This is a genomic window from Nocardia sp. NPDC004068, assembly GCF_042874315.1.
Lineage (GTDB): Bacteria > Actinomycetota > Actinomycetes > Mycobacteriales > Mycobacteriaceae > Nocardia.
Genome location: NZ_JBIAMW010000022.1, coordinates 37,570 through 59,564 on the forward strand (window position 1 = coordinate 37,570; position 21,995 = coordinate 59,564).

Annotated in this window: 22 protein-coding genes; 4 read left to right on the forward strand and 18 right to left on the reverse strand. The window is 66.6% G+C overall.

The genetic code is table 11. The annotated features are described in order from the left end of the window. Nucleotides 1-137: 137 nt before the first annotated feature. The 4 genes from ACFYTQ_RS35335 to ACFYTQ_RS35350 form a co-directional block, all read right to left on the reverse strand. On the reverse strand, nt 138-1,403 hold the full coding sequence (locus ACFYTQ_RS35335) for a hypothetical protein (protein WP_387370342.1): 1,266 nt from the start codon (nt 1,401-1,403) through the stop codon (nt 138-140). Nucleotides 1,404-1,468: 65 nt separating this feature from the next. Continuing rightward, nucleotides 1,469-2,263 carry a hypothetical protein gene (locus tag ACFYTQ_RS35340; RefSeq protein WP_387370345.1) on the reverse strand — a complete coding sequence of 265 codons (795 nt, stop codon included), beginning with the start codon at nt 2,261-2,263 and terminating at the stop codon, nt 1,469-1,471. A 66-nt stretch (nt 2,264-2,329) separates the two neighbouring features. Next, nucleotides 2,330-2,950 (reverse strand): DedA family protein, encoded by a 621-nt coding sequence (locus tag ACFYTQ_RS35345; protein ID WP_387370348.1) that lies wholly within the window; start codon nt 2,948-2,950, stop codon nt 2,330-2,332. Then, nucleotides 2,938-3,636 (reverse strand): phosphatase PAP2 family protein, encoded by a 699-nt coding sequence (locus ACFYTQ_RS35350; protein WP_387370350.1) that lies wholly within the window; start codon nt 3,634-3,636, stop codon nt 2,938-2,940. Before ACFYTQ_RS35350 ends, ACFYTQ_RS35345 begins: the two co-directional genes overlap by 13 nt. Before the next feature lie 283 nt (nt 3,637-3,919). Between ACFYTQ_RS35350 and ACFYTQ_RS35355 the strand changes: the two genes are divergently transcribed. The 3 genes from ACFYTQ_RS35355 to ACFYTQ_RS35365 all read left to right on the forward strand — a co-directional run bounded on the left by ACFYTQ_RS35355 (nt 3,920) and on the right by ACFYTQ_RS35365 (nt 6,267). Then, nucleotides 3,920-5,082 (forward strand): IS3 family transposase gene (locus ACFYTQ_RS35355; protein ID WP_387370353.1). Its coding sequence is split into 2 segments (ribosomal slippage): nt 3,920-4,204 and nt 4,207-5,082, totalling 1,161 coding nucleotides; the frame shifts between segments, so codons are not numbered across the junction. Nucleotides 5,083-5,316: 234 nt separating this feature from the next. Next, on the forward strand, nt 5,317-5,628 hold the full coding sequence (locus ACFYTQ_RS35360; RefSeq protein WP_387370355.1) for a hypothetical protein: 312 nt from the start codon (nt 5,317-5,319) through the stop codon (nt 5,626-5,628). A gap of 264 nt (nt 5,629-5,892) precedes the next feature. Then, nucleotides 5,893-6,267, forward strand: a complete 375-nt coding sequence (locus ACFYTQ_RS35365; protein ID WP_387370358.1) for a hypothetical protein — start codon at nt 5,893-5,895, stop codon at nt 6,265-6,267. A gap of 138 nt (nt 6,268-6,405) precedes the next feature. Here the strand turns inward: ACFYTQ_RS35365 and ACFYTQ_RS35370 are convergent, their stop codons facing one another. From ACFYTQ_RS35370 to ACFYTQ_RS35435, 14 genes are all read right to left on the reverse strand, one after another. After that, the gene (locus tag ACFYTQ_RS35370) at nt 6,406-6,993 is read right to left on the reverse strand and encodes a hypothetical protein (protein ID WP_387370361.1); all 588 of its coding nucleotides are present in this window, start codon (nt 6,991-6,993) and stop codon (nt 6,406-6,408) included. Next, nucleotides 6,986-8,137, reverse strand: a complete 1,152-nt coding sequence (locus ACFYTQ_RS35375; RefSeq protein WP_387370364.1) for a C40 family peptidase — start codon at nt 8,135-8,137, stop codon at nt 6,986-6,988. Before ACFYTQ_RS35375 ends, ACFYTQ_RS35370 begins: the two co-directional genes overlap by 8 nt. Continuing rightward, on the reverse strand, nt 8,134-8,442 hold the full coding sequence (locus ACFYTQ_RS35380) for a transposase (protein WP_387370367.1): 309 nt from the start codon (nt 8,440-8,442) through the stop codon (nt 8,134-8,136). The genes ACFYTQ_RS35375 and ACFYTQ_RS35380 overlap by 4 nt, the downstream gene beginning before the upstream one ends. Further along, complete coding sequence (locus ACFYTQ_RS35385) at nt 8,439-10,235, reverse strand: hypothetical protein (RefSeq protein WP_387370370.1); 1,797 nt, start codon at nt 10,233-10,235, stop codon at nt 8,439-8,441. Before ACFYTQ_RS35385 ends, ACFYTQ_RS35380 begins: the two co-directional genes overlap by 4 nt. Continuing rightward, nucleotides 10,232-11,725: an SCO6880 family protein gene (locus ACFYTQ_RS35390; protein ID WP_387370373.1), complete on the reverse strand. Its 1,494-nt coding sequence runs from the start codon at nt 11,723-11,725 to the stop codon at nt 10,232-10,234. The genes ACFYTQ_RS35385 and ACFYTQ_RS35390 overlap by 4 nt, the downstream gene beginning before the upstream one ends. Then, nucleotides 11,722-13,233 carry a hypothetical protein gene (locus ACFYTQ_RS35395; protein ID WP_387370376.1) on the reverse strand — a complete coding sequence of 504 codons (1,512 nt, stop codon included), beginning with the start codon at nt 13,231-13,233 and terminating at the stop codon, nt 11,722-11,724. The genes ACFYTQ_RS35390 and ACFYTQ_RS35395 overlap by 4 nt, the downstream gene beginning before the upstream one ends. Continuing rightward, the gene (locus ACFYTQ_RS35400; protein ID WP_387370378.1) at nt 13,218-14,078 is read right to left on the reverse strand and encodes a hypothetical protein; all 861 of its coding nucleotides are present in this window, start codon (nt 14,076-14,078) and stop codon (nt 13,218-13,220) included. The genes ACFYTQ_RS35395 and ACFYTQ_RS35400 overlap by 16 nt, the downstream gene beginning before the upstream one ends. Before the next feature lie 192 nt (nt 14,079-14,270). Then, nucleotides 14,271-14,885 (reverse strand): hypothetical protein, encoded by a 615-nt coding sequence (locus ACFYTQ_RS35405; protein ID WP_387370380.1) that lies wholly within the window; start codon nt 14,883-14,885, stop codon nt 14,271-14,273. A 57-nt stretch (nt 14,886-14,942) separates the two neighbouring features. Next, nucleotides 14,943-15,206 carry a hypothetical protein gene (locus tag ACFYTQ_RS35410; protein WP_387370382.1) on the reverse strand — a complete coding sequence of 88 codons (264 nt, stop codon included), beginning with the start codon at nt 15,204-15,206 and terminating at the stop codon, nt 14,943-14,945. Beyond that, the gene (locus ACFYTQ_RS35415; protein WP_387370384.1) at nt 15,203-15,502 is read right to left on the reverse strand and encodes a hypothetical protein; all 300 of its coding nucleotides are present in this window, start codon (nt 15,500-15,502) and stop codon (nt 15,203-15,205) included. The genes ACFYTQ_RS35410 and ACFYTQ_RS35415 overlap by 4 nt, the downstream gene beginning before the upstream one ends. Then, the gene (locus ACFYTQ_RS35420; protein WP_387370386.1) at nt 15,499-16,239 is read right to left on the reverse strand and encodes a hypothetical protein; all 741 of its coding nucleotides are present in this window, start codon (nt 16,237-16,239) and stop codon (nt 15,499-15,501) included. Before ACFYTQ_RS35420 ends, ACFYTQ_RS35415 begins: the two co-directional genes overlap by 4 nt. Continuing rightward, a complete protein-coding gene (locus tag ACFYTQ_RS35425) occupies nt 16,236-17,039 on the reverse strand; it encodes a hypothetical protein (RefSeq protein ID WP_387370388.1) in 804 nt (267 codons plus the stop codon). Before ACFYTQ_RS35425 ends, ACFYTQ_RS35420 begins: the two co-directional genes overlap by 4 nt. 122 nt (nt 17,040-17,161) lie before the next feature. Beyond that, a complete protein-coding gene (locus tag ACFYTQ_RS35430) occupies nt 17,162-18,685 on the reverse strand; it encodes a cutinase family protein (RefSeq protein ID WP_387370390.1) in 1,524 nt (507 codons plus the stop codon). Further along, on the reverse strand, nt 18,682-20,214 hold the full coding sequence (locus ACFYTQ_RS35435) for a hypothetical protein (RefSeq protein ID WP_387370392.1): 1,533 nt from the start codon (nt 20,212-20,214) through the stop codon (nt 18,682-18,684). Before ACFYTQ_RS35435 ends, ACFYTQ_RS35430 begins: the two co-directional genes overlap by 4 nt. 568 nt (nt 20,215-20,782) lie before the next feature. Between ACFYTQ_RS35435 and ACFYTQ_RS35440 the strand changes: the two genes are divergently transcribed. Beyond that, nucleotides 20,783-20,944 (forward strand): hypothetical protein, encoded by a 162-nt coding sequence (locus tag ACFYTQ_RS35440; RefSeq protein ID WP_387370394.1) that lies wholly within the window; start codon nt 20,783-20,785, stop codon nt 20,942-20,944. Nucleotides 20,945-21,995 lie beyond the last annotated feature (1,051 nt).

A 21,995-nucleotide genomic window follows, 5' to 3' on the forward strand; every position in this document is an offset into this window, starting at 1 on the left:
GTTTGAGGTCGACCGTTGCGGAGACTTCGCGACGGCGCGGATCGTTGACCGGCGCACGGTGATTCGGCGCGTCCTGTGGGGGCGGCCAGGTGGTGACCGGGCGGATTCCGGCCCACCTTCGGGCCAGGACGCCGGGGTCAACCGAGTGTGGCCAGCAGCGTGGTGAGGGTTCGGATTTCGGTGGCCGGGTCGGGGCGGGCGGCGCGGACGGCTTTCAGTGCGGCATCGATCTGGCCGTCGAGAATTTCCCAGGCGCGTCCATCGAGGGGCTGCAGGGTGGATTGATCTCCGTCCCACGCGGTTTCGAGGTCGGTGATGCGCGCTTTCGCACCGGCCTGGCTGCCGGCCTGCACTCTGGTCAGGGTGTCGCCGATGATGGTGCGGAACTTCGCGACTTCCGCGGCAGGGAAATGCGTGGTCGTCTGCCCGGGGGCGACAGGTGCGGTTGTGATCGATGCGCCGCTTTCCTCGTCGGCGGCCGAGGACGCGGTGTGTGGTTGCGTGGCGGCCCAACCCAGCAGGATCGCTGCGAGGATCGCGACCGCGGTGTAATAGCCGAGCATGACGCGTTCACGGATCGGACTGGCAGAGGTCACTGCTACGCCGGGGCGGGAGGTGTGCGGGGCGTCGGTGATGACGTCGACGCGGGTGTAGGTGAGGTAGACGACGGTGGCCAGAATCGCGGCGAGGAATAGGATGCTGGTGAACCCGGTGCCCAGGCCGAGTCCGTGGTCGACGGTGGGGGAGGCGAGCCAGTCACCGAGGTTCGCGCCGAGTGGGCGGGTGAGGATGTAGGCGAGCCAGAACGACAGCACCGCGTTCGCGCCGAACCGCCGGCCGAGCGCGATCGCGGCGATCAACGCCGCGGGCAGCAGCACCGACACACCCGGCCCCCAGCCGGTCACCGTGAGCGTCCAGTCGCCGGTCGCGGTGCCGAGGGCGAAGGTGACCAGAACCGTGAGCCAGTAGAACAATTCGCGGGGCGTGGTGACGATGCTGTGGATCGACAGGGTCCGCTCCCGCGCGTACCAGACCCCGAACACGACGGCCAGCACCGCGGCGAACACCATGCTGCTGACGGCGAGTGGGACGCCGAGGTTGTCGGTGAGGATGTCGGTGTAGAGGGTGCCGGTCACGCTGAGCACGACGACGGTGAGCCAATATACCGCGGGCACATACCGATCCAGCCACAGCTGCCAACCTCCCACTACGGCCAGCACGATCGTGAAGATCAGCGCGGTCAGGTTCAGCCCGGCACCGAGGGAGGTGTTGATCCAGTCGGCGAACGATTCGCCGACCGTGGTGCACAAGATCTTGATGATCCAGAACCACACCGTCACCTCGGGCACCTTGCTCAGCATGCGCCCAGCCCTTGCGTCCTGCGGTTTCGTCGACTCCGTCATGGCCGGTGACGGTATCGAACCCACGCTGTGACAGCGCTGAGAAACCTGCTCGGGTGCCTATCGCCTCAGACCCGGACCCGCACCGCAGAATCCGCCGCAACGGCACCGATCCGCACCAGCGCCACCGCCGTGGTCGTCGCGGCCGCACCGATCAAGACTCCGGCCGCGAGATCGGTTGCCCAGTGCACGCCGACGTAGAGACCGGCCGCGGCGATCGTCGCGATGATCACCGACGACATCGCACACGCGAGGGTCGCCCGCGCCCACGAGGGGTGCGAGGTGAGGTAGATCCACGTCAACGACGCGATCAACGCTGTCGCGCAGCTGATCGGCTGCGCGGGATACGCATCGGGATTCACCACATCGAGCCAGCGCAACGCGGCGGGCGGGGGCCGGTCGACGACCTCGCTGACAAGTCGGCTCGCGACCGTCGCCGCACCGACAGCGATCAGCAGCACCACCGCCGCCCGGCGCCGCTCAGCGACGGCGAACCCGAACGCGAGAACGATCGCGACCGGAACCGCGATGATGACGCCGCTGCACTGTTCGATCCCGGCGGCCACGACCGCCCAGCCGGGAGAGCGATGCCCGGCGAACCACGACAACACCACCGGATCGCCGCGCGTGATCCACCCCGCGCGCTCGACCTGCACGGTCACCGCCGCGAATACGATCGCGATCGCGGTCAGCCGCAACATCATTCGCTGCTCACGAGCGCTCTGGTCACCGCGACGTCCGGCCAGCGACCACCCGGCCAGCGACGCGGCCACCGTCACAGAGCCCACAGCGAACCCGGCGCCATCGGCGTGGGCCCACACCTGCGACACCGCCGACCTGACCAGCTCGAGCACCTCCGACACACCGGCAGTATCGACCGGGACCGCTGAGAAGACGCTGAGCGCGAGAACCGGCGGCGATCGCCCGAGCTAACCCTGGGCCTCGGTCTGTGCCCGGCCGCGATGCGCGCGGCGCAGCGCCACCACGACACCGATCATGATCACGATCGCGGCCACGGCGGCGATGAGGTAGCTGGGACCGCGCAGCATGTCCTCGAGCCGATGCCAATTCGCCCCGGCGACATAGCCTGCGACCGCGAGGGCCGCGGTCCAGGGCAGACATCCCGCCACGGTATAAGCGCCGAACCGCAGCGCGGGCATACCGGTGATCCCCGCGGGCAACGAGATGAAGGTCCGGATACCGGGCAGCAGCCGCGCCCAGAACACCGCCGCCGCACCACGGCGATCGAACCAGTCCTGGGCACGCTCGATATCGGTGTCCCGCAGCAGAAGATAGCGCCCCCACCGGTACAGCACAGGCCGCCCACCGTAGCGTCCGGCCAGCCACGCCAGATAGCTGCCCACCACATTGCCGAGCGTGCCCGCCGCGATCACCGCGATCAGATTCGGATGCGCTCCCGCCACCGCCCCGGCGGCGAGTGCGCCGCCCAGCAGCATGGTGAGCTCTGAAGGAATCGGGATACACGCCGACTCGGCGACCATCAGCACGAACACGGCCACCAGGCCATAGGACAGGATCAGATGTTGCACGCGGAGTCCTCATTTCTGGCGAACAGCCGGCGCACACGACGAGTACGGCACACGGCCAGACAGACGATCAGCCACAACCCGCCCAGGCTCCATCCGCCGACGATGTCGGTCGGCCAATGCACGCCCAGATAGAGCCGGGAAATCCCCACCGCGCCAACGAACACTGCAGCGATCGCGAGCACCACCGCACGCACCGCGCGCCGCCGCAGCCACGCGGCCACGGCCACCGCGACGACACCGACCACGACCGTCGAGCCCAGACTGTGCCCGGACGGGAAAGACTGATTGGTCTCGGTTACCAAATGATCGGCGACCGGGGGACGCACCCGCCCCACAACATCTTTCACCCCGACCACCAACACACCCGCCCCACCGGTAGCCACCATGACCGCGAGCGCCGCGACGAACCGGCGCCGCCACACCAGCACCAGCCACGCAACGACCGCCAGCACCAGCATCGCCAACGTGCCACCGACATCGGACAACAGCTTCGCCAGCACGGTCACAGTCCCGTTACGGTGCGCGATCACCCAGTCCAGCACCGGCCCGTCAAAGACGGTCAACCCGCCGTGGCCGAGCACACTAACGGTGAGCACTACCACGCACACCGCGAGCAGCAACGCCACCACGAACCTGATCGGCGCCCGCTGCACCACACACACCAGCCGCGCCGCGGCGCTCACCATCAGAGTCGTCCGAACAGTCACAGTCACCACCGACCCCCGTCCGGGCCGAGGAAAAGCGAATACTTGGTCACAAAACCACCGTGACAAAACGCCGCTGAGAACACGCTGAGACCAGGACGCGACTTTGAATCGCGAGAGCGATCGGACACCCCGACATGAACGACAAACGTCCCGGTCCCGTACCCGCAGCGATCGTGTCCGGCGTAATTACCGTCGGGACTGCTGTGCGGATAGGTGACAACTGATTTGGCTTGCCCCTCGGGTGGGCTGGAAGGATGTCACTGTGCCCAAGCCTTACCCTCGCGAGTTCCGCGACGATGTCGTGCGCGTGGCCCGCAGCCGCGACGACGGTGTGACCCTCGAGCAGGTCGCCGCCGATTTCGGAGTCCACCCCGTGACGTTGTCGAAGTGGATGCGCCAGGCCGATGTCGACGAGGGCGCCAAGCCGGGCATCAGCACCGGTGAGTCGGCCGAGTTACGGGCCGCGAAACGGCGAATCCGGTTGCTGGAGCAGGAGAACGAGGTCCTCAAGAAGGCCGCAGCCTATTTCGCGCAGGCGAACCTGCCGGGAAAATGATCTACCCGCTCGTCCGCGAGCTGGCCGAGGGCGGGATTCCCGTCACGGTGACGTGCCGGGTGCTGAAACTGGCACGTCAGCCCTACTATCGGTGGCTGGCAGAACCGGTCACCGACGCCGAACTCGACGCCGCCTATCGTGCGAACGCCCTGTTCGACGCCCACCGCGACGATCCCGAGTTCGGCTATCGGTTCCTGGCTGATGAGGCCCGCGCCGCCGGGGAACCGATGACCGACCGCACCGCTTGGCGGATCTGCTCACGACACGGCTGGTGGAGCGTGTTCGGCAAGAAACGAAGCGGCAAGGGCAGAGCCGGCCCACCGGTTCATGATGATCTCGTCCGCCGAAACTTCGCTTCCGATGCCCCGAATCGGCTGTGGTTGGCCAACATTTCCGAGCATCGCACCGGCGAGGGCAAGCTTTACCTTTGCGCGGTCAAGGATGTCTATTCCAACCGGATCGTCGGCTACTCGATCGATTCCCGGATGAAATCGGCGCTGGCGGTTCGCGCGCTCAACAGCGCGGTGGCCCGCCGGGGTGAAGTGGCCGGCTGCGTCCTGCACTCCGACTGCGGGTCGCAATTTCGGAGCCGAAAGTTCGTGCACGCCTTGGCTCGTCACGGCATGGCCGGATCGATGGGCCGCGTCGGCGCGGCCGGTGACAACGCCGCCATGGAGAGTTTCTTCGCGCTGTTGCAGAAGAATGTCCTTGATCGTCGATCCTGGGGCAGCCGTGAGGAATTGAGAATCGCGATCGTCACGTGGATCGAGCGGACCTACCACCGCCGCCGACACCAAGCCGCTCTCGGCCGTTTGACGCCGGTCGAATACGAGACAATCATGACCCCACCGGCCAGTCAGGCCGCGTGACCGAAACTGTCACCTGATCTTGCAGCAGTCCCAACCGGCCACTGCGGGGCCTGGCTGCTCGGGAACTGTCGACATGGCACCGAATTCATCGGTGGACTTGTCGTGTGAGGTGTTTTCACCCCTCGCAGCGACAGCGGGGGCATAGTACGCAGTGAACTCACCGGCGGCGGTGTTGCGATTCCCAGCCAGGCCGATATCGACACTCTGCCACTGCTGGCTTTGACGCTGTCGCGGTTGTACGAGGATTACGGCGACACCGGAATGCTCACCGTCGAGCGCTATGCGGCGATCGGTGGCATCGAGCGTGTGGTTCGCTATGAGGTCGAGCAAGCCCTTGCGGTCGATCTGCGGGAACGGGACGAACAACTCGCCCTGTTGCGGTCCGCCTTCATTCCGTGGCTGCCAACCATCAATCCTGTCAAACGACCAGCCGTTACGGCGCGTCGCGGCGTGGAACGATCTCCCCGCCGAGACACATCCCATCCTCAACCGCTTATCGATCGACGGCTTCTTGCGAAGGATCACCGGGACGGCGAAACCGTCTAGAGGTAGCACTACCTCGCACGCGATGGCTGCGGCAAGTACTTGACGACGGAGTCCAGATCAACCGCGACCACGCCACGGCGTCGCGGTCTGGCGGATCGCCTCCATGCACATGCAATGCCACCCGTGGTGCCGTCCGCTGAGCTGAGCGGCACCGAGTTGAACGGCTGACATCCCCAGGAGCGTGGACGGTCGGCGACCCGGCTCGCGGCCTGAAACACTAGTGCCCGGACGCGATATTCCCATTGGAGATCTTCCTCCGAGAAAGTGACGATGGTGAGCAATATTCAAGTTATTCTTGCTCCAGAATTCAGAGGGGCTGCTGTCGCGCTGGCGTCCATGGATAAATCGGGTGCCGAGACATTCAGATCTGCGCTGATTCTTGCGGCACGGGACGGCAGGGCAGCGTTTCGAAATTCCGGGACGGAGCACGAGATTGTTGTACTCGATGGCGTCGCGGAGGACGAACTACGTCGTCGGCAGGTGATCTGGAAATTTGAGCTGCCGAAAATCTCTGAAATAATCGACAAGCTTGGATTCCTGCATGACTCCGATCAGCCCGGTCACCATTACGTGGACATCGTCAGACCTGAGGACACACTGGTTCTCTCGCGTGACGAGTACCAACTGACTGGTGACTAGGTTCTGCATCGAAGTGGTGAGGGCGAGTCGGCCAGCCCGCTCTCACTGAGTCGTGGCAGCGCCCGCCTCTCGTTCGCACCGACCGGGGGCCATGACCGATGCGGTGATATGTCATGACAACTCCTGTCTCTCGAGCGATTAGCGGGGCGCGATCATCGACACGCGCCAACGGTCGGTGTCTGGCTCACGGGTGGCGATCATGTAGGCGATGAGAGTCCGGTCCGGCTCGGCCGTCGTGGCGGCAGGGTCGGCAATGTGCTGGGTGACAGCGGCGACCCGTTGGCGCGTGGTTGGGGTGTCGGCCGGGTGGTCGTCGGTGGTCACTCGCGCGGTTGCGGTGATGGTGGCGTTGTCGGTCGCCCAGCGCGCCCACGTCGCGCCGGTGACGTTGGCCAGGCCTGCGGCCGTCGCGCCCACTGCGGTGATGTATTTCGGGTCCAGGAGCGGCCGGGCGCGGTCGAAACCTGCGGCTGCCGAAGGATCCGAGGCCGGGTGCCAGCTGTAGACCTGAGCGGCGACCCAGGTGAGAACTTGGTCAGGCTGCCGGTCGTCTACTCCCGCCGGAGCGGGCGCCGGCGAGACGACCGATGCTGTCGGCTGCTGCGGGGGCGAGGTGTTGTGCCCACTGTTGCCGCATCCGGCGACGGTGAGGGTGGCGGCGGTGGCGAGAGCGGCGGCCGCCGAGGCGAGGATGCGGCGGCCGGTGCGGGTACGGTGATCAATCATGAGGGCCTCCCGGAAGTGGAGCCGGAACGGTGGACGAGGGCGAGCCGGTGCTCGTGGGGTCAGCGGCAGGCGGCGGCGGGGAGTCCGTGCCGAAGCGCCGGACGTCCCACTGCTCGCCTGAGAGCGCCGTTAGGGGCGAATATTTGACGACATCGCCGGTCTCCGGAGCATGCAGAATCTGGCCGTTACCTGCGTATATGCCGACGTGATGGCTGTCGTGCGCACCGGGTGAAGTGAAGTAGATGATGTCACCGGGCGCCATCGCGTCGCGGGGGATCACCTGCCCGCGGGGATCGTCCTGCTGGCTCTGGGTATAGTGCGGCAACTTGATTTGGCCGTTCGACGCTTGCGCGACTGCGTAGAGAACAAGCCCGGAGCAGTCGAATCCGCCGCCCGTGGGGCCGTTGGCGTCGCCGCCGCCCCAGACGTATTCCGTGCCCAAGACGCGCTGTGCTGCTGCGAGGACGCGCGCGTTGAAGTCCTTTGGTGGAGTTTGGGTTCCCGCGCCAGGCCCGCAGCTGCCGCCGGTCATGTCCGGCCCCGCCCGGTCGCCGGAACCCTTGAACGCCTGGTACAGCTGGTCGGCCATCTCTTGATGCGGGCCGTACATGCCCCGTAAATCTCCGCGTGGATTTTCCACGTCGGCCGCGAGTTCGTCAGCAGGCCGACTTTGCCATCCGTCGATCGCCTGAAGCTGATCGTAGAACCAATCCACCTGGTAGGACGGATCCATCAGCTTCGCGATGCCATCCTTGCCCCACACGCTCGCGCGCATCTGCCACGGGCCCACGCTGTCGTAGTCCGAGCCGACTCCATCGTGAGGAACTGCAAGGCTTTCCGGCACAGCGGAATTGCCGTAATTTCTGAATCTGGATTCCTGCGCGGCCGCCAGCAGCGCCGCCTTGATTGCGTTCTCGGTGATGTGGCGCTGTTCGCCGACCTGCACGGCCAGCTTCGCGATTTGCAGCTGGCTGGTATTGAGCCCGGCCATCGAGACTCCGTTCACGTCGGGTAGGCCCTGACCGAGTGTGGGGCCGCCCGGCGTGCATGAGAAATCGTCGTCGAGCAGGAAAACGACGAGGATCAGAATCAGCGAGAGGAACGCCACGGAAACGCCTGCCGCAGCGGCGATGACGCGATTCATCGCGCACGTCCATCGGTGGGCTGGTGCCGCTCGAGCTCTCGCATCGTGATGTGCGAGGCCCGCAGCTGGTCTTGGAGACTGCGCACCTGCTCTTGCAGCTCGGCGACGGTGCCGCACGGTTCGGCCGGCTCGGCGTCACGCAGCCAGTTACTCACGGTGTTCGGATGCACCGACAACCCCGCTGCCACCTCCCGCGCGGCGCGTGTCCGCGACCAGTTCGCGCCATCCATCAGCGCCCGGGCGGCCGCAACAGCGGCACGGCGCACTTCATCGCTGACGGGCCCATACCGGCGAATCGAATTCACGAGGCCTGCCTCTCGTCGTCGGGCTCGTCGTCCTCGCCGAACGTCTTGAACATGTGGGAGGTCTCGTGAATCCCAGCGCGCCTTTCGACTTCTGTCAGGATCAGCTGGAACGGGATGCCTGGCGACCGGTCTTCACTGATCTTGAGCAGGCCCTTGCCGATTCCCGGCGGCAAGGGTCGCGCAGCGTCGCGCCGAACTGGCTCGCCGGTCAACGCCTGGGGTGAGGACCAGCCGGTGACCATCGCGGCCTCGGCCTGGGTGAACGGCGCGATCGCGTCGAGACGAGCGATCTCCTCCGACGGCAGTGCGAAAAACATCTTCGCGCGGGCACGTTCGAGGAAACCGAGGGCTTTACCGGCTGCGTCGGAGCCGAGGCCCTGAAGGTCTTTGATGGTGTGGCTGATCATGATCAGCGCAGTGGCGATGCTGCGTTGCAGGCGAGTCACTTCGTCGACGCGCTGAATCATGAATTCGCCGAGGCTGAGTACCTGCCACAGTTCATCCATAACGACCTGGAAGTAGCGTTGCCGGTCGAGGCCGAGCTCCGCCAGCAGATTGAGCGCTTCGATCGCGCTGAACCCTTGGTTCCAGCTGGCCAACATCACGGCGGCTTTGAGCTTCTTGTCGCCTTTGGCGATGTGGCTCACATCCACACACACCCCGACCGCGGAGATGTCGAGCGGTGTGCTGGTCGGGCCGTTGAACACTTGGCCGAAGGTGCCCTGGGTCAGGGCGCGCAACGACCGGCGCAGCGGGATGATGGCGGCCTCGTATTGCTCGGCGTTACTTGCCGCCGCGTCGAGCTGCAGCTCGCGACCGCCAGCGGTGATCACGTTGTCGAGATCTTCGAGGATGGGCGGGTGGGTCACGGTGAAGCCGCGTCCGCCCTCGGCGACCGGCCGGAACAGGATGCGCAGGGCCCGCGAGATGATCGTGTCCTCGTAATCGGCGATGCGTTGCCCGCGCACCAGCTCGATTAAACCGGCGATGAGATTGGTTTGGCGGGCGCGCAATTCGGTGCGCAGGCCCTCGGTTTCCTCGGCCAGTTCGCGGGCGCGCTCCACGTCGCCTGCTGCGGCGGCGGCCGCGGCCGCATCGACGAGCCGTCGGATGACCTGTCCCATGACCCCGCCGTCGATCGGATTGAGCTTGCCGTGCCCGTATCCGAGGTCGATGATCTGGCCGCCGACACCCTCGATCGTGTCGCGGTAGTCCGGCTTCACATCGGCGAGGATCAACGGTTTGACGCCCTGGGCGACCCCGCCCAGGACCAGGCGCCGCACTGCCGACGACTTGCCGTACCCGTTGAGTCCGAGCACGAAAAGGCTTGGTGCGGTGAGGAACCCGCCGCGGGCGAACCAGTTCAGCGGGTCGAAGCAGACCGGCTCACCGGTGTGCAAATGCGTGCCGAGCGGGGTGCCGATCACCGGTGCGCCCGCGCCGACCGACCACGGCCACAGGCCGGCGACCTGGGCCGTGGTGCCTCGGTACTCGCACGGCTTGGCCACCGACCGTGAGCGGCCGCCGCCGAACCCGACGACGCCGGTTTTCGTGACGCGCACCGTTGGCCGGTGCCCGCCGGTCGGGTCGGTGGCTCGCACGTTCGCGGCCATTCGCCGGTTGTCGTCGATGTGCAGGCGCAGCCGGGCCATCGGATGTCCTTTGGCCGCACGTTCCTCCAGCCGGGCGCGCTTCTGATCGGAAAGGAGCTTCCGACCGAACCCGCCTTCGGGGGTCTTCGAGCCGGGCTCGGGTGTATTCGCGCGACCCGGGCGCTTGCGTACGTGGCTCATTCGGCCACCATCCGCGGAGTTGCCGCCATTTCCGGCAGCAGGACGCCCGTGCCGAGTCCGGCGGAGAACGCGGCCGCCTGGTAGCGGTAGCACCGCCGGATCCGCAACCGGGCCTGCGCGGTGAGATCTCGAATTACGGCGTCGATCTTCGGCAGATCCGATCCGGCTCGCTCGGTGACCGTGATCAGGATTGCGAACCTGGTGACACCGTGCCCGCGGGCTTGTTCCTCCCGGGACTGCTGTGTCGCGGCGACCCGCAGGTGCGCGTGCGCGGATACCACGCCGCGCGAGCTCTGGCTCGCCATCAGAGCGTTTTTGTAGTCGCTGTCGACGATGTGCGCGGCATCACTGGCCGAGTGGGGCCGGTACACGAGCGTGACGCGCTTGCGCGGTACGTCGGCGTTCGGTTCGAGCAGGTGCTTGAGTACCTGCTCGTCGACGTTGCCCTCGGGTGCCTGCGTCATTGCCCAGGTCACCGACACCGTGCCGTCGTGATACAGCCGATCCTTGTATTCCTCATGGGTTTCCGGCCCAACATCGGACCACTGCACTCCGTGCGATTGATCGGACTCGGCGGCCTGCTCGAGGGCCGCCTCGGAGGACGGATCCCAAGCGCGGCGGCTCAAAGCGGTGATTTCGTCCCCGGTCATCGGCCGGGCCCGTACACCGGCGTCACCGAGCGCGGTGACCATGCTGGGCAGACGGCGACCGATCTCGACCGCCTGTTCGGCCGGGTCCTTGCGCCGCTGCGGAGTGGTGGCCCGGAAGGTCACGCTGCACCACGCCTCGAGACGCACAGTGTTGCTCGGCAATGTCATCGCAAGCTCGTCCATCATGGCCTTCGCCATCCCGGGAGCCCTTCTACGGGAGAGGTGTGAGACTTCGGCCTGGAGCCGATTTCCTGTTTCAGGCAGCGTGTCCACCACGACTGTGATGGCCTCGATATCGGGTGCGCCGCCGAGGGTGGCGAGCATCTGCCCCCAGCTGCCGACCCACTGGTCGATCATGACCTGATCGACCGCGCGCGCCCCCTGTGGCCAGCAGCGGAGCGCCACCGTGTACAGATCCCAGTCGGGCATGTGCACCATGCCGAACTGGTAGCCCGAGGAGTCGCGGCTCTCGTAGAGCCTGGACGGGGCCAGCAGGCCCGGCTGCTGACAGGTGCCCAGCCGACTGAAAACACCGCTCCGGTAGATGTTTTCACCGCGGAAGACGGTGCGGATCCACTGCAACATTTGAATTCCTCGCTCGTATCCGGTGCGGCCCTCGTACTTCCACGCCATCGGGGCCAGGATCAGCAGTTCGAGTACGGCGACCACCGCACCCGCCAAGGGGCCGCCGAGGATGACCGCGAACATGGCGATCACCATCGCGGCGAATCCGGCCATGGTCACGGCCCACCCGAGCCCCCACAGGCCTTCGTTTCTCGGCCGTTGCCACAGCCCGTAGGTGCGACGCTCGGGGGTGGTTTGCTGTATCTGCGTCGTCATAGCGGCACCGCCTGACTCCGGTCCGTGCCGGTCGTATTGGCGGCACGCAGTCCGCCGCCTATTACCTGCCCGGCGGCGGCTGCCGCGGCCCCGTACGGTCCGGCCGCCTTCGTTGCCGCCCCGCCCGCGCCAGCAGCCCCAGCTTTCGCTGGCGCCGTGGCCCCGGCCGGTCCCGCTGATCCGCCTCGGTTCGGCCCGCTGCCGGTCGGTCCGCTCGGGACAGCGGCTCCGGTGGGCCGGGTACCGCCGCCACCACCACCGCCGCCTTGGTTGCGGCTCACCACGCCGCCCCCGCGTGAGTCCGCCGCGCCGGTGGCCAGCCGTCCGAGCATGCCCATGGCGCCGCCACCGCCGGCGAGAACGCCCGCGGCGCGTACCGCCCCCGAGGAGCCCGAGCCCATCGAGGTCACTGGTGCGATCAGTCGCATGATGGCGGGCAGCACGAACGCCACCGAGCACAGCAACGCGATGCTGACGAGCGCTCGCACGGCGGTGTCGGTGTCGGGTTTGGCGTTGGGATCGACCGGATTGTTGCCCGCGGCCGTGAACGCGATCATGTACGCGAGCGCGGCCAGTGGTTTGTACAGCACGAACGCCACCGACCACAGCAGCAACCTGTGATAGGCCTGCTGCCCGGCCCGTGTCCCCGATGCCGCCGCGCTCAACGGCAAAATCCCGGTGACCACGACCAGCAGCCCTTGGCGCACCACCGCCAGCACGATTTGCAGAATCGCCGAGAGCAAGCCGACCACGGCGAAGACGACGATCAAGCCCGGTGAGAAGGCGGTGAGCGCCTCGGGCGCGATGATGTTCTTCGCGACGCCGCTGGCGTTGTTGTTGGTGGAGTCGTTGATCACCCAATCGGCGAATGCGTCGGAGGCATGGGTGCCGAGCACGATCAACCCCGCCCACATCCCGGAGGCAACAGTGGTGCGGGCCAGCACCCGGAACGCCTCGGTGGCTTCCTCGGCGGCCGCCGACGCTCGCGCGGCCGCCAGGCGCACCGCGCAGAACATCACGCTCGCGGCGAGGATGTAGAGCTGGATGTCGTTGGTGTAGTCGCGCACTTTGCCCATCAGGCTCGGCAGATCGTCGACCGCCGAATTGGGCACCTTGGCCCAGAACGCCAGGCCCAGACTCACCGCCTGCCCGAGACCGGTCAGCATCGAATCGACGACCTTGCCGAACGTGGAATCCCACGCCTTGTCCTTGACAGCCTGCACCGTGCCACCTGGGTGGGTGGCGACGTTGCCCGCCTCGCACGCACCGGAAACGGCGTTGCCCAAATTCAGTGGTGTGCCCGGGATTCCGATATCGTCCAAGTCGTCGTGCAGCTGAACGCACAGGCCGCTGAACCCGTAGGCGGTGCCCGGGCTGGCGGGCTGCGCGGAGGCCACCGCCGCAGGCCCGACCAGGGCGACCACAACGATGACGACCAGGGCGACCGCGCGGCGTAGCAGCGCCGCAGTGACCGCAGGCCGGAACAGTGAGGTCACCATAGCGTCCATCCCGTCAGGCTGGAGATAGTTTCCTGGGGGAGCTTCTGGTCGGCGGGAAGCTGCATCTTCCAGCTCGACCCGTCCCACACCATCGCAATCTGATTGCTCAACCATTGCGGCGAACCGATCGCGGATGCATCGGTTCGCGTTGCCAGGTCGAGCACGCACATGTCACCGGCCCACGAGACGACCTTGAACGCGTCAGGCGCGATCATGTACCGGGTCTTTGATTCCGGCAGCTGATCGGGCAGCGCGCCCGATGACCCGAGCTGGTCGAACCGGGCGAAGTCGGCTGGGGTCATGACGACCATCCGCTCGCGTAGCGTGCGGTCACCGGGGCGAGCCGCCGGCTCCCACAGCGTGAACGCAGCGGCCAACGCCGCCCCCTGCGGGGTATGCGCATACCCCGTCGGCACCCCGTTGTCGATGCGGGTCGGCCCGTCCGAGGTGGAGAAGGGCACCACGGCGCCGAAAACCCGCTGCCAGCCGCCCTTTGCCTCGGCACCACGAGTGCCGGCGGGCGCAGCGGTCAGCAAATCCGGATCGGTTGGCTTGCGCTGCGCCGCAGTCTGTTCCAGCGGTTGACCATACCGGTTGTTGGGCACGTCGATGCGGCGGCCGAACAGGTCGACCTGCGGAGTGCCGAACCCGATTGCGGTGCCGGGGCCGGGACTCGGCGCCGAACTCGGGGTCGGCTGCGTAGTCGGCTTCCCACCGCCGTCACCGCCTCGGGTGACCAGGACGACGGTGCCCATCACGATTAGCAAAACCACGAACACGATGGCCGCGATCACGCCCGCCGAACGGGCCCCGCCGCCGTTGCGGCCCGAGCTCTGGTCGGTAGTCTCGCTCATAGTTGTCTCCTCACTCATTGTCCGACTGCCGATTTCGGGTAGCCCGGGATTGGCGGTGGATCACTATGCGCACGAGCTGGACCGCTTCAATAGCTGCAACGCCCACGGCCGCGACCGCACCCACGACCAGGCCCGAAATCCAGATCATCTGCACCACATCCCAGAAGCCTGATGCAGGGGGCGGGGTGGTAATCATTGCTTGGCCTCCAGCTGAATCGCGTCGGCCGGAACCGCGGGCACATCGTGCTCGGCGACCGTCTTCGCCGCCGGATCCGGCAGCAACAGCCGCCAGTCCCCCGCCGTCCACGTCACCATCTCGTCGGAGGCGAGCACGCTGGCGTCCGGATAGGTGGTGTAGACGGTGACAGCGGCCTTGTCCGGCGACCAATTGGTGAGCTTGTAGCCCGCGATGCGCGGTGCGACGGCCGGATCGGTCTTGGTGATCGACACCAGCACCCGTGATTGAACCCAGGCGTCCTTGCCGGGCCCGGGCACGAGCGACAGCGCAGCGACTTTGGTCCAGCTGTCGTCGGGCGCGAGCGCCATCCGGATCGAGTTCTGAATAGCGGCCAGTGCCGCACCCTGCGGGGTGTGCGAATAGCCGGTCGCTGCCGCATCGACCCGGGCCGGGCCATCCTTGGCACCGATCGGCAGTGCAACCCCCTGCCATATCTGCCACCGCACATCGGCGGGAGCGCGATTCGGATCGGGACGGCTGGGTGGTGCGGTCTTATGCTGTCCTGCGCTACTGCACCCGGTAACGCTCAATAGCGCCGCGGCCGCGACGGCCGCGCCTGCGGCGGCCATCCGGCGCATTGATCGAGGCATTGCGAGTCTCCCTGTGTGAAAGCTGAAGTCAGGCTTCTACTGCTGCACCGCGTACATAAAAGTCACGGCGAAGCCCACAGCCGTCGTCGCCATGACTGCGCCGATGAGGCTGCGGAGGATGCGGCCCATCGGCGCCGCGATCGGCTGAGCGGAAAACTTGGCCATCCACAGCGCCCCGCCCGAGACGATGAGCCAGATCAGGCACACCATCAGCGCTACCCACAGCCCGAACTCGAGCAGGGTGTGAAGCGTTTGGGTGACCTCCGCCGGGGGCGGCTTGGCCAGCGCGCGGGCGGTCACGATTGCGCCGCCGAGATGACCATGTTCATCAGCCCGCTGGCGCTGACGGCGACGATGCCGCCGATGAACGCAGCGATAATGACTTTCGGCGCGTTGTTCAGCCCGCCGTTGAACTTCTCCCAGGCGAGCCAGCCGCCACCGACGACGACCGCGACGATTCCGGCGAACAATACGCACCACATGATGATTCGGGCGATCATGACGAATCCGCCGCTGCCCGTGGGCGCTTGCGGGGTGAGGTTGGTGTCGATCTGCGCGAGCACATCGGTGCTCTGCATGACCAAGGTGGTGATCATCGGGTTTCTCCTTTTGCGGGGTGCTGCGGGGCAGCAGCGGATCGGATAGTGTCGAGCAGTGATTCACCGAGGCTGCGCACACTCGCGAGCGGATCGGCGCCTTTGGCCGGGCGAGCGTCGCCCGGGGTCCATGTCGGAAGGTCTTTGATTTCGGTCAACGGCCAGTCGCCCTGCCACTCGACTCGCCACCGGCCGGACTCGGGAACGAGGTCCCAGATGACCTCGAGGTAGCGGCGGATGGGTTTGGGTTGGCGGCCGCCCTGGTGCGCGCTGGTGATCAGGCCGAGTAGCACCGTGTTTCGCCCGGCGAGGCCGCAATGGAACTGCCGCAGCAGATCATGGGCCCGCGACAGGCCCTCGATCGTTTCGCGGGCGACGATCACCACATACGGGGATTCACCGGCGAGACCGGCGGGCCAGCGGCGGCCGCAGTCTCCCGCCGGCGCGAGCATCCGCGCCAGTGTGGAGACCCCCGCCCCGCCGTGCGCGCCCAGCAGCCACACCGCTGGGGCGCGCCGCTGGTTGTGGCGCACCGGCGACTCCCACACCGGTAGCCGACGATCCAGCGGCGGAGCCACAGCGGCGGCGAACGACAGATTCCCGCTGCGCGGCATTTGCAGCAGCGACGGCACGGCCGCCGGTCGCGCCGTCTCGGAACGACGTTCGGCCGGTGCCGCCCCGGCGCTGGCTCGGGGAGTCGCGAAGGTCTTGCCCGTGTTGGCATCCACGCTGGTCATTGCACTGGTCCAATCTGGGCGATGAGCGTCTTGCCGCCCTCGGACGTCACGGTGACCCGCTGCTGATAGGTGTGCACCGAGCTGTCCGGGCGGGTCTCGACGATCACGACCACGTACTCGTTGTCAGCGGCGGGAGTGATCGTGATGCAGTGCCGGGTACCGGGCGGAACAGTCGCAATCCCTGCGTCGATCGCCTCCACCGGCGACACCTGCGCGCCCGGCGCGACCACCGACCAGGCGGCCGCACCCGATCGAGCGCCGTAGTAGCCGTACTGGAACGCCAGAATCGCGTCCGGCCCGGAGCTGGTGCCGCCGGTTCCGTTGCCTCGCACCAGCTTCGGAGTGCGGGTGGGAGCACAGCCGGGGCCGACGCCGAGCACGGGGTCGATCACCGAGGCCGGGGGCGGGGTGACCGCCGGTGTCGGTAGTGCCGGAGCCGGTGTGTTCGTCGACACCAGTGCGACCGAACCGGCGATCACCGCACCCACGATCAAGCCCGCACCCCCGATCAGCAAAGCCAGCCGCCACCGATTACGCGCCAGGGCCTCGGCCGGTGCGGGCGCGCTGCTGGTGGCCTGCTCGACCGGCGCCGAATTGTCGAGCCACTGTGACCATGCCGAATCCCCTGTTACCGAATGCATCTCGGCATCGTCTGGGGTCCGGACAGGTCCAACCTCGGCCGCTGGAACCGGCGCGACCTCCGTTGTCTTCGTGGGCTCAGGCAGCAGCCATTGGTCCCATCCCATCGTCGGGCCGGAAACCGCATTGCCATCGTCGAAACCATTGTTCGGGAACAACATTGCGCACCTCCTATGCGAGCTATGTGTGTGAAAGAGAGGGAGGCAGGGGCCGGGCCAGGAGAGCCAACTCCGGCCCCCGCCTCGGTTCGGCCCGCCCGGATCCGGTCCACCGGGGGACCGAGTCACCGCGCCGAGGTGGTCGGTGCGCTGGATGGATTGAGCTGGAACGTCCACGGTGCCCGCGAGCTGGTGCTCGGCGCGGGAGTGGACTGCGGTGCCGAGGCCGACGGATCCGATGCAGCATGGGCGCCGCCGCTCGCCGCAGCATCCTTCGCGGCCGCGACGAACCAATCGGCCACGTACTTCGTCGCCGACTTACCATCGGCGCTCACCGGGTCGTTGGCGTACGACCCATGCCGCTGAATGACATCGGAATATTTGACCCAGGTCGTCGCCTGCAACATGTCCTGGTTGTCCTGCAAGTTGCCGACGAATGCCGTGAAGGTCTGCTGCACCATGCGGCTCGCCGTGGCCGGCGGGATGATCTGCGGCAGCGCCCCGAGGAGCTTGCCGCCGAAAACCGCCAGGCCCGCCACAGGATCGGCGAGCCCGGCCGCTGCGATCTCGGCAATGTTGGCCGGAGTCAGCAGGGTCCGGACCACGGTCACTGCCGAATTGATGCCGATCGTGGCCACCTTGAACAGGGCCTGAATGACCTGCCCCGGATCCACGGGTGTCCGCGGGTCCGATGCCTCGGCGATGCGCTTGCTGATCGACTCCTTGGGATTGAGGCTCAGCGTGGCCAGCGAATTCCCCGAGATGTCCTGGTTGATTACGTCCGTCGCTGTCTTGATGCCGGTCATCGCAAGGGCTTGCGTGATGCTTCCCAGCGCCTTGAGCGGATCTCCGCCGAACTGGCTTTGCCCGGCGATATTGGCAACCGCGTGCAGCAGCGGCGCGTGATCGGGGGCGTCACACGCCAAATCACCCGGAGAGCAGAAACTTGCGACCCGGCCCGTCAGCGAGCCGAAGTCCGTCGCGATATCGCGCTGTGGACCGATGCCGCCGCCGGTGACTTTCTCCGGAATCAACTGCGCGACAGTCGAGACCGCCGAACCCGTGGTGCCGGGAGCTGCCTCCGGTGACTCACGATCGTTCGCACCTGGGAATGGCGAGGCATCGGTGTTGCGCGTCGGGTCGCCGAACAGCGCCACCGCCGCTACCTTGTCCGCGGGGATAGGACCTCGGCCGTGCCCGATGTCCTGGGCGAGCAGCGAGTCCACATAAGCGCCCTGGCTGTAGCCCGCCAACGCGAAAAACGTCGCCGGGCAACGCGCGGCGATCTCGCTGACCTTCTGCGACAGCCGATCCTTGCCGCTGCTCACCGACTGTTCGAAAGACTCAGTGCCGCCGGGGACGAGGCCGCCGAAACCCGCGTCGTAGGGCACGTACTCGCGGGCCACTTTGAGCCCAGCAGCCTCGGCCTCAGCCTGAAACGGCGTGAACACGTTGGACAACATGCCGGTGTCGGTCGTCATGGGCGCGTCTGGCGACGATTCGCCTGTGCCCTGCACACCCAGCGCGTACAGCACCGGGCAATCGCTCTTGGAAGACGGTTCCGCGCCAGCGGGGCCGGGAACGGCAACCAGCACGGCCGCCGTCGCCACGGTCACCGCCCCCACGCCCACGCGCAAGAGCGCATTCATCGCACGACCCGCTCCGCCGCCGCCAGCATGCCGTTCGCAGCATCAGTGAGCGGCCCGAATTGCCCCGGAGCGAACGGAGCCTGCTGGGCCACGACATCGGAGACCGCGTTAGCCACCCCCGCAGTCGCCGGAGCAGCCTTCGCCGAATCCACCACGCGCCGAGCTACTTGCGTCGCCTCATCAGCGGCGTGCAACGCCCATGGATGCGCCGCCACCGCGTCGGCGGCCGTCGTCCCGGCCGACACCGCACCGTCGAGGGCCTGTGTACCGCCAGGCTGCGACTGCACCCAATTCACTGCCTGCTCACCGGAATTGATCGCATCATCGGCCCCGGCGCGCACCTGATCGTGCAACGACGGCGCCGGGGCGGGCGGAGCCTGCGACCCCGGCGGAGGCGGGGTGTAGTCCGAGCCGTCGCCTCCAGTGGCGACTGCACCACCGACCGCACCGATAGCGGCACCCACCGCGCCACCAGCCAACGCAGCAGGCACGCCGAGCGCCGCCGCGCCCACCGCCGCACCCGCGGCCGCGCCGATAGCGGTACCGGCAACACCGGAGGTGATCGGGCCGACCACCGGCACCGGAATGAACGTGCCCATGGCCGCGCCCGCGATGCCACCGATCGTGCCGCCGATCAAACCGCCGCCGACCGCACCGACAACCGCCACCGGGATACCGACCGTAGTCGCGCCGACCGCGAAGCCAGAGACCCCGCCGAGCACCATGGCCGCCGACATCAGATCGGCGCGCTTGGCGTTGATCCCTGTCGACTGCAAGAACGCATTGGTCCCGCGCTGCATGTCCGCGATCTGCCCGTTGATCTTCCAAGCCGCATCCACCGGCACCCAATCGGGCTTGGGAATCGTCGTGTCGCCCAAGCCAAGCTTGTCGGGGGCAGGCGGAACGATCACCTTCGGCGGGGTCACCGGCTCCGGTGCGTGCAGATGAGGAAGATCCTGTACCACGCTCGGAGCCGGGCGGGTCTGCGAACCACCGTAGCCACTGTTGGTGCCGCCGGTGCCGCTGTAGTCACCGCCCGAGCGACTCGGCGGATTGCGGTACTCGGTGGGGTCGTAAGTCTGCGGATCCGGAATCGCATCGCCCAGCGGCGAATGCTGTTGCGGCCGAGGCGGCGGAACCGGCGCGGTCGACACCCCCGCCTGCTCGTTTCTCGGCTCAGGCGTCACACCGGGCTGCTGCTGCGACGGCCCGGTCACACCGGGCTGGTCGCTCGGCGCCGCGTTCGCCAACCCCGCCGCGCCGAGAACGACAGCGGCCGCAGTAGTGAAGACGGCAGCCGCACGCGCGGCATCACCCGCACCGCGACCCGCCCGATGCGTCCCGACGACGCGGGCGCTACCGGCAAAATTTTGCCGAATTACCGCATCGGTGCGCGCGGAACCATCTCGTTCAACTGTATTCATGCAAATCTCTCCTAGTTTCTGCATCAGCTCCAGGACGGATACAACCGTTGAATGGAGCGATTTCCGGATCTTCCCCTCCGATGCAAGGAGGGGAAGGTTCTTCATTTCCGATCACATAACCAGGCTGTTACCGGGGTTTTCGTGATCCAAATCCGAGTCTCACCTGCTCGCCTTGCCCTCGCGATTGCCGCCAAGCCTCCCCGAGTAAATTGTCGGTGTAAGTCAGGAATATAAATCTAATGAATAGTGTCTCGTGACAAATCTGTAGCGGAATTTCAGCAGAACCCCTCGCTATAACTCAGATCATGTTTGCGAACCTCGGCGAGTTTCTCATTTCTGGGCAGCATTTTTATGCGCTCTGCTTGCGAGCTCGAATCCGTATAGATCAGTCCGGTCCGACCCGCGGTTGAGGCGGGAGGTTCACCCATGGCCTGACGATGATCGCTCGCCACTGAGCTTCGTTCGTTCGCCCGCCATGGCCTCTCCCCGCCCCGGTCAAGTAGACACCAGCACGCAAGCGACGTCCCCCTAGCGAACCGAGGCACTTCCGAGTTTCGGCACGTCAGGGTTGGTTCACGGGTATTCCGGACCGGAAGACTCGTCCGGACCGGAGCGGGTGGGTGAACCGTCACGGATTGGGGACCGCTTCTCCTAGTGGAAGATGGTTCCCGTCATGACGAAGCGTTACCCGCCCGAGGTTCGTGAGAAGGCCGTCCGTCTGGTCTTGGAGCGCCTCGATGAGTTCGAGTCCGCGTATGCCGCCGCCCGTGCGACCGAAGACCCGCCCTCTTCTCAACCACCCACCGTCATCAACGTCACGACCCACAACAGCTAGGACACGAGAACGTTACTTACTCTCCCCATAGTCCTGGAGAGAACGCCGACTCTCCCCGCTCGGGGTTGACCGCTGCCTTGAGGCCCGTCGGTACATCCGTCCCAGCGGTAGACGACGCCGCTCCTTTCGACTTCGGCCTCTCGAGTACTAGCTAGTCGTCTCCGGATCGGTGCTGCTGAACACTCGTGGGTAAGCGGGCACTCGCGTGAATCTGCGGCTCGAGGCGCCGGGGCTGGTGGTGGTACGGACTGGGAGCGGTGGGGATACGCGGGGGCACGCAACGCGCGGCTTTCGGTTCCGGCGCCCGTCCGACGGCGTGTCGGTTGGCAGATCGGCAAGCGCGTCCTGCTGGCAGGCTATCCGCACGAGAATTCACTGTTCATCATCGGGCAGAACGCCCTCGACGCATTGCTCACCGCCGTCCGAGAACATATCGAGCGGGGGAATCTCAATGACGGACGCCTTCCGCGGGCGCAGATCACTCAACTCATACTAGAGTTCCGTCACCGCCGCGCCCAGGACCCCGCTGTCAACTGTCATGAAAACCACAGCCGCTGTCGGCGAATCCGGTCCGCGCACTCCACAATGTCAGCACCGTATACTACGGCGGCACCGACCGCGCCTTCGCGGATCGATCTCGATCGCACTTATCCGCGACAACGACACCGTCGCCGACCCGACTTCGAACTCGGTCACCAGATTCCGACACAAGAACTCCGCCCGGCGATACCGGTTCGCGGGCGGAGTTCGAAGCGGTGTAGGGACCCTGGCGCTCATTGCCGAATGGCCCAACTCATTGAAGGATACGACTCGGTGTTCTGCGTCTGAAGTACGTGGCAGATACACTGCCCAGTGGTGGAGGTCTTTCTCCAATGCTGCAACGCTTTTACGGACGCTGGAGCGCAGCAAGTTGCTGGGTGAGCAATTCGAGCCAGCGCTCGACCTGGCGTGATCCAGAGCGATTCTGTCGAGGTCAAACCCATGTGCAACCGTAAGTGCCCGGCCAGCCATTGCTGGACCAGCGGTTTCTTGCGAGGGCGAACAAACTGGT